At 74.6% G+C, this 7,305-nt stretch carries 6 protein-coding genes and 1 pseudogene; 2 read left to right on the forward strand and 5 right to left on the reverse strand.

What is annotated here, in order from left to right:
• Together CRM73_RS17365 and CRM73_RS17370 are read left to right on the forward strand one after the other, a co-directional pair.
• The coding region (locus CRM73_RS17365; protein ID WP_229588617.1) for a dihydrolipoamide acetyltransferase family protein at window positions 1-944 on the forward strand (944 nt) is incomplete at its 5' end.
• A gap of 469 nt (window positions 945-1,413) precedes the next feature.
• Complete coding sequence (locus CRM73_RS17370) at window positions 1,414-2,643, forward strand: aminotransferase class I/II-fold pyridoxal phosphate-dependent enzyme (RefSeq protein ID WP_035928190.1); 1,230 nt, start codon at window positions 1,414-1,416, stop codon at window positions 2,641-2,643.
• Here the strand turns inward: CRM73_RS17370 and CRM73_RS17375 are convergent.
• The 5 genes and pseudogenes from CRM73_RS17375 to CRM73_RS17395 form a co-directional block, all read right to left on the reverse strand.
• Complete coding sequence (locus tag CRM73_RS17375) at window positions 2,609-3,328, reverse strand: DNA-3-methyladenine glycosylase I (RefSeq protein WP_109268233.1); 720 nt, start codon at window positions 3,326-3,328, stop codon at window positions 2,609-2,611. The two genes, CRM73_RS17370 and CRM73_RS17375, sit on opposite strands and share 35 nt — an antisense overlap.
• Before the next feature lie 130 nt (window positions 3,329-3,458).
• Window positions 3,459-4,472, reverse strand: a complete 1,014-nt coding sequence (locus tag CRM73_RS17380) for a hypothetical protein (protein ID WP_017832667.1) — start codon at window positions 4,470-4,472, stop codon at window positions 3,459-3,461.
• Window positions 4,469-5,764 (reverse strand): sensor histidine kinase, encoded by a 1,296-nt coding sequence (locus CRM73_RS17385; protein WP_017832666.1) that lies wholly within the window; start codon window positions 5,762-5,764, stop codon window positions 4,469-4,471. The genes CRM73_RS17380 and CRM73_RS17385 overlap by 4 nt, the downstream gene beginning before the upstream one ends.
• A 33-nt stretch (window positions 5,765-5,797) precedes the next feature.
• Complete coding sequence (locus CRM73_RS17390) at window positions 5,798-6,514, reverse strand: response regulator transcription factor (RefSeq protein ID WP_017832665.1); 717 nt, start codon at window positions 6,512-6,514, stop codon at window positions 5,798-5,800.
• Window positions 6,515-6,650: 136 nt separating this feature from the next.
• Window positions 6,651-7,305 (reverse strand): annotated as a pseudogene (locus tag CRM73_RS17395) (hypothetical protein); the annotation flags it as partial.

A 7,305-nucleotide genomic window follows, 5' to 3' on the forward strand; every position in this document is an offset into this window, starting at 1 on the left:
CCGCCCGGCTGGCCGAGGACAGCGGCGTCTGGCGCCGGCCGGGTCGCGGCGACGTGCCCCCGGCCGTCGAGGTCGTCCCGCGCCGCCCCGCGCTGGCGAAGCCTCCGGTCCGGAAGGCCGCACGGGACCTGGGCGTCGACCTCGCCGACGTCCCCGCCACGGGCGCCGCCGGACAGATCACCAAGCAGGACCTGCTCGCCCACGTGGCGCGGCTCGGCGAGGCCGTGGACCGGCGCCGCCCCGCGGCCCCGGAGGAGCGGATCGAGCGGATCCCCGTCAAGGGCGTGCGGAAGGCCACGGCGCAGAACATGGTGCGCAGCGCCTTCAGCGCCCCGCACGCCTCGGTCTTCGTGGAGGTCGACGCCACGCGCACCATGGAGTTCGTCCGGCGGCTCAAGGCCGCCCCGGACTACGAGGGCGTCAAGGTCACGCCCCTGCTGGTGCTCGCGAAGGCCGTCGTGTGGGCCGCGGCCCGCAACCCGATGGTCAACGCGACGTGGACGGACGAGGAGATCCTCGTCAAGCACTTCGTCAACCTGGGCATCGCGGCGGCCACGCCGCGCGGTCTCATGGTCCCGAACGTCAAGGACGCCCAGGACCTCTCGCTGCGCGAGCTGGCCGTGGCCCTCGACGAGCTCTCCCGGACCGCCCGGGCGGGGCGCACGCAGCCGGCCGACATGCAGGGCGGCACCCTGACCGTGACCAACATCGGGGCCCTGGGCCTCGACACCGGCACGCCGATCATCAATCCCGGCGAGGTGGCGATCATCGCGTTCGGGAGCATCAAGCAGAAGCCGTGGGTCGTGGACGGCGCCGTGGTGCCCCGCTGGGTCACCACGCTGGGCGGGTCCTTCGACCACCGCGTGGTCGACGGGGACCTCGCGGCCCGCTTCACCGCGGACGTGGCCCGGATCCTCGAGGAGCCGGCGCTGCTGCTGGAGTGAGCCCCGGCCCGTGCGGTCCGCGGCACGAGCGGCGCGGCAACGGCCCCGCACCGATCGGTGCGGGGCCGTGTGCTGCGTCGTCGACGCGCGTGCCGCCACGTCTCACGGCTCTCCCCGCCGGGCCGTGGCCCGACGCCGCACCGACGTGGAACTGGGCGGTTGCGTCCCGTGCCCGGCGCCCCATCTCCTGTGGACCCGTGATTGAAATCCCCCCAGACACAATCACACATCTCATTCACGATGGATCACTCGTGCGACGCCGGCCGCGGTGGCAACCTGCCCGTCGGCCCCCGGCACTGCTGCCGGAGACCTGTCCCCCCACGCCCGGAGGACCGCCTCAGTGCGGCCTCCTGACGTCCAGGACTGGGTCCAGTATTGCGGAGGTCTGGACAAAAGTCTGTCCCCCGATGTGCGCATGACGGGGCATGACCGCGATCGCGCCGGACCGCGGCGGCCGTAGGCTGGGCGCATGCCTGCGCACCTGCCGCCCCGTCCCTCCGCACGCTCGGCGGTGCCGCCGTTCCGGGTGATGGAGATCCTCGCCGACGTCGAGCGCCTGCGCGCCGCCGGCCGGGACGTCGTCTCCCTCTGCGCGGGGGAGCCCTCCGGCGGCGCCCCGGGTCCCGTCGCGCGGGCGGCCGCCCGGGTGCACGCCCGCAACGAGGGGCTGGGCTACACCCCCGCCCTCGGGATCGAGCCGCTGCGCCGGGCGGTGGCCGGCCACTACGCCCGGTGGTACGGGCTCGACGTCCGTCCCGAGGACGTCGCGATCACCACGGGGGCCTCCGGGGCGCTCGTGCTCACCTTCCTGGCGGCGTTCGACGCGGGGGACCGGGTGGCGGTGTGCCGGCCGGGCTACCCCGCCTACCGCAACACCCTGGCCGCCCTGGGCGCCGAGGTGGTCGAGCTCGACTGCGGGGCGGCGACCCGCTTCCAGCCCACGCCCGGGATGCTCGACGCCGCGGTCGCCGAGCACGGGCCCCTGCAGGGACTGGTGGTGGCGGGCCCGGCGAACCCGACCGGCACCGTGCTGGAGCCCGGGGAGCTGGCGGCGCTGGCCCGGTGGTGCGCCGAGCACGGGACGCGCCTGATCAGCGACGAGATCTACCACGGGATCGTGCACACCGCCCCGGAGGGCGGCGCGCCCCGCGACGGCGGACCGTACCGGGGCACCAGCGCGTGGGAGCACGACCGCGACGCCGTGGTGATCTCCTCCTTCTCCAAGTACTGGGGGATGACGGGGTGGCGGCTCGGGTGGGCCCTGCTGCCCCGGGACCTCGCGGCCGCGGTCGACGCGCTGGCCGGCAACCTGAGCCTCTGCCCGCCCGCCGCCGCGCAGCACGCCGCCGTGGAGGCCTTCACCCCGGACGCCTACGCCGAGGCGGACCGGGCGGTCGAGCAGTTCGCGCGCTCCCGGAGCCTGCTCCTGGACGCGCTCCCGGCGCTCCGGTGGGGCGAGGTCGCGCCGGCGGACGGGGCGTTCTACCTCTACGCCGACCTCGGGGAGCAGCTCGAGCGGCACGGCAGCTCCCTGGAGTGGTGCCGGCGGCTGCTGGAGGCGGAGGCCGTCGCGGTCGTCCCGGGCCTGGACTTCGACGCCGCACGCGGCCACCGCGCGGTGCGGCTGTCCTTCGCCGCGGGGCCCGACCGGGTGGAGGAGGCCCTCACCCGGATCCTCCGGTTCCAGTCCCGTCCCTGAAGCACCCGGCCAGGTGCCCGGGGAGCACCCCGGTGCGGAGCAGGAACCGGTGCGCGGTGGTGCGCCCCACGAACACGAGTCCCTGCTCCTTGAGCCGGGCGGCCAGCCGGTCCCCCTCGGGGGAGCGGCGCGACTCCTCCAGGACGGTCAGGGGCGGCTCGGCGGCGGCCGGGCGGAGATCCCGGACGTGCTCCGCCCAGTCCTCGGGACCGAGTCCGCGGCAGGCGCGCGCGTTGTGCACCACGGCCTCGATCTTGACCCGGTTGCGGATGACCGCGGGATCCAGGAGCAGCTCGTCGACGTCGTCCTCGGTCATCCGGGCGATCTCCTCGGGGACGAAGTCCCGCAGCGCCCGGCGCAGGCCCTCCCGCCGCTGGGCGATGCTCCAGCGGGCCAGGCCCGCCTGGAAGATCTCCAGGCCGAGGGCCTCGAACCAGCCGGAGGAGTCCGCGGGCCGTGCGCCCCAGCGCCGGTCGTGCTCCTCGAGGGCGGCCGGGCCCGTGGGCGCCCAGGGGCAGCGGCGCAGGCCGTCCCCGCAGAGCACGGCGCGGAAGGCGTCGTAGGGGGAGCGGACGCCACCGTCCCGGAGGGCGGTGTCGGGCGGGCGGTCGCCGGGGCGGTCGTGGGTGCCGCGGGAGCGGTCGTCGGCGGGGTGCGGGCCGTGCCCGGCGGAGGCGGTGTCCATGGGACCACGGTAGGAACGCCGGGCCGGCGGACCGCAGGCACGCGGCTCCCTGTGGACGGTGCCGCCGGTGTCCGGGGCGCCGGACGACCGGGTGCAGTGCGGGTGCCCGCACCGCGGGCGGTGGAGCCGGTCAGAACCGGGAGACCGCACCGGTGCCGTCGGCGATCTCGATGGCCACGGGCTCCTCGTCCCCGGCGTTGCCGTCGTGGACGATGAACACCGCGGCGGGCTCTCCCTCCGGGAAGGCGCGGATCGTGACCGACCCCGAGGTCGCGGCGTTGAGCACCTCCATGGCCTGGCGGGTGGCCGCGCGCAGCACCGCCGTGGGCAGGGGCCTGCCGCGCTCGTCCAGGATGTCCACCAGCACGCCCCGGGCCCGCGCCGCCCGCGTGACCTCGAGCAGGTAGGGGGTGGCGATCGACCGGCCCCGGATGGAGTCCCGCAGCTGCGCCTCGGTGAGGCGGAACTGTTCGATCTCGTACTCGGAGACGGGGGAGGGGTCGTGCGCGATCCGCTCGAGCAGCCCGCCCGCGAGGCGGCGCACCTCGTGCACGCGCTGCACGGAGGCGTTGACCGTGTCCTGCTCCGCCTCGTCGTGGGAGCGCGCCGAGATCACCATGTCCCGGGCCTCGGCGAACGCGGCGGAGGCCCGGTCGTACTCCCGGGCGATGAGCTGGCTCGCGAGCAGCAGGGCCGCCGCCGCGGCGTTCGTCAGCGCCGCGTCCCAGAGGCCCAGGGCGGAGCGGGCGCCCCACGTCATGGACACGGCGACCGCGATGACGAGCGTGGCCCAGCCCCACCCCGCGCGGCGCCGGATGCCCAGGACCACGAGGAAGCCGTCGAAGCCCAGGGTGAACCACTGCCCGCCGAACAGCTCCGCCTGGGGGTTCAGGGCGTCGTAGGAGCGCTGGATCGACACCAGCATGAGGAGCACGCCCAGGGCCGCGGGCAGATCGGGCAGCCGGCGCTGCCGGTACGGGTAGACGACCAGCGCCACCGCGACCACGTAGGTCACGAGCGCGGCCTGCATGAGGTCCGGCTTGTCCATGCTGGGCGTCTGCAGGATCCCGAGCACCACGGGGATCAGGAAGAACACCGTGGCGGCGACCAGGCTCAGGGGATGGAAGAGGGTGCGGGAGATCACGGCTGCGCGTCCCGGGGCCAGAGGATCGTGACGCGGGTGCCGCGTCCCGGTGCGCTGTCGACGTCCACCGCGCCGCCCACGTGGCGCACGTTGCCCAGGATGGACACGCGCACCCCGAGCCGCCGGGAGTCGATGCTGCGGACCTGGAAGCCGCGGCCGCGGTCCACCACCTGGAAGCGAAGGAAGAAGCCCTCGGGGTTGAGGGGGGTGGGCGGGCACACGCCGCCGTCCATGGTCACGAAGGTGACCTCGGTGCCGGCGTGGCGGGCGCTGTTGGAGACCGCCTCGGTGACCGCCTGCACGAGCGCCTGCGCCGTCTCCACGGGGATGAGCGGGCGCGGCTGGCCGGGGGGCCTGATGTAGGGGGTGATGCTGTTGAAGCGCACCCGGTTGCGCCACGGGGACAGGGACTCGAGGAGGTCGTCGAGCAAGGTGTGCACCATGGTGGTGCCCTTGCCCTCGGCGCGGCGCTCCTCGAAGGCGAGGACCTCGAGGGCCCGCTGGGCCAGCTCCCGGGTGCGCCGCTGGACGGGGCCCGGGGCCCGTCCGGCGTCCAGCAGGGCGGCCATGACGTTGTCGTGGATGAGGCGGTCCAGCCGCTCCTGCTCCTCGGCCTGCGAGCGCGAGCGGTTCAGCTGCAGCTCCTGCGCGATCGCGGCCGCGTACACCTGGTCCGCGTTCTGCCCGCCCTTGTAGACCAGGCTGATCAGCACCACGAGGACCACGCCGAACGCGATCCGGCTCGTGGCGTCGAACAGCACGCCCATCACGTCCGCCGACTCCGTGGTGCGCACCATGACCAGGACGTAGAAGACCGTGACGGACGCCAGGTACGCGACTGCCAGCTCGATGCTCCACGCGACCACGGTGGCGGCGGCCGCGAGCAGGATGAACGGCTCCACCCACGGGTCCTGCGGCGGAGCGGCGCCCGTCCAGGCGAGCGGGAGGGTCAGGACGGTGAGGGCCACGAGCACCGGGGCCGCGAGCACCGGCCACATCCGCACCTGCCGCCTGGCGCCCTGGAGGAGCATCGCGCCGCCGTTGACCAGGAGGGCCAGCAGGAACACCAGGTGCCACCGTTCGAAGGCGCGCAGCTGGTCCTCGACGATGGTGAGGGCCTCCAGGAACAGCGCGACGACGACCAGCCCGTGGCAGATGTTCGCGAGCAGGTGGATGCGGTAGGAGTTCATCCCCAGCTCCTGCGGCGAGGTCGGCACCAGGAGGCTGCTGCGGCGCCGCCGGGCGGGGACCTTCCGGTAGGCGAGCGGGGGCCGGTGCGCGGCGTGGCTCACGGAGCGGCGGCCCTCACCGGGGCGAGGGGCGGATCACAGATGCTTCTCCGCCGTGGTGATGTCCGCCGTGGGCTCGACCAGGCCGTCCTCGATCGCCCGGATGCGCAGGTCGATCTTGGTGGGCGCCGGGCGTCCGACGCGCGCGTACTTCTCCCGGATGCGGTCGATGTTGGTCTTGACGGCGCTCTGCTTGATGCCCATCCGGCGTGCGACCTGGACCTGGGCGAAGCCGGAGGCGTAGAGCCGCAGGGTCTCCTGCTCCCGCGGGGAGAGGCTGGCCCGGGAGAACTCCACGTCCCCGTCGATCGCGGCGGCGAGCTCCTTGGTGATCACCGGCTTGCCCTCGGCGATGTTGCGGGCCTCCTCGATCGCGTGCTCGAGCGGGTCCGACTTGCGCACCAGGCCCAGCGCGCCGGCCCGCAGCGCCTCGCGGATCAGCGCGGCGTTCTCGCCGATGCTGAAGATGAGCACCTTCATGCCGGCGGCGCGCAGCAGCTCCACGTTGGTGGCGGGTCGGGACATGTCGTCGAGGGACAGGTCCAGGAGCACGACCTCGCACTCGATCCGCTTGGCGCCCTGGGCGGTGAGGGCGGGGTTCTCGGGGTCCCGGCCCAGCTGGTCGAGGAGTCCGGGGACGCTGGAGGCCGATCCGACGAGCTTCACGTCCGCCTGCGAGGTCATGGAGACGAGGCGGACGCCCTCCCGGACGACCTCGTGGTCATCGACGACGGCGACAAGGGTGGACGGCATGGGTGTTTCCTCCGGGTGCTGCTCGGTGGGCCGGTCCGCAGATTTCCGCGTGGGGGTGACGGATCTCACCGAGGTGCTCCGATTGTCCCCTCTTTGGTGGTCGGATGCGAACCCGACACGGTGCCGGGACGCAAAGTTACCGGGCCCGGTCCTCCGGTCCGTCCCCCCAGCGATCGACCCTGCGGTGGTAGCGGACGCCCCACAGCCCGCCGAGCACCGCCGCGAGCAGGTCGACGGCGAGCACGGCGAGGACCGCGAGCAGGCCCGGGACCAGCAGGTCGCCGATCAGCGCCTGGGCCGAGACGCCCACGGGCGCCAGGCCGACGGTGTCGGCCCACACCAGTCCCGCGACGGTGGCCACGGAGCGGCCGAACAGGGACCACAGCCACACGGACACGCCCTGCCGTGCCCCGGAGAACCGCGCCATCCGGCCCGCGGCGTAGCCGCCGCCCAGGAACGCGATGAACTCGACCAGGCCGAGGGCGGCCGCTCCCGTCCAGGCCGCCGCGGACCCGGCGGCGAGGTCGTCCACCACGCCGCCGACCCCGTCCACGAGGCGCAGCCCCAGCGCGGCCGCGGTCAGGCCCGCCAGGGCCAGCAGCAGCCAGGACAGGGCCATGGCGCTGAGCCAGCCGAAGAAGCCGGGCACCAGCTGGAGGCCCCCGAACTCCTCCCGCTGCCGGGCGAGACGGGTCGCGGCGTCGACCGGGACGCCGGAGGACGGGTCGCCGGAGAACGGGCCGTCGGGTCCGGCGCCGTAGCCGGGCGCGGGGCCGTAGCCGGCCGCGGCG

Source organism: Kocuria sp. CCUG 69068 (assembly GCF_020833785.1).
GTDB lineage: Bacteria > Actinomycetota > Actinomycetes > Actinomycetales > Micrococcaceae > Kocuria > Kocuria rosea.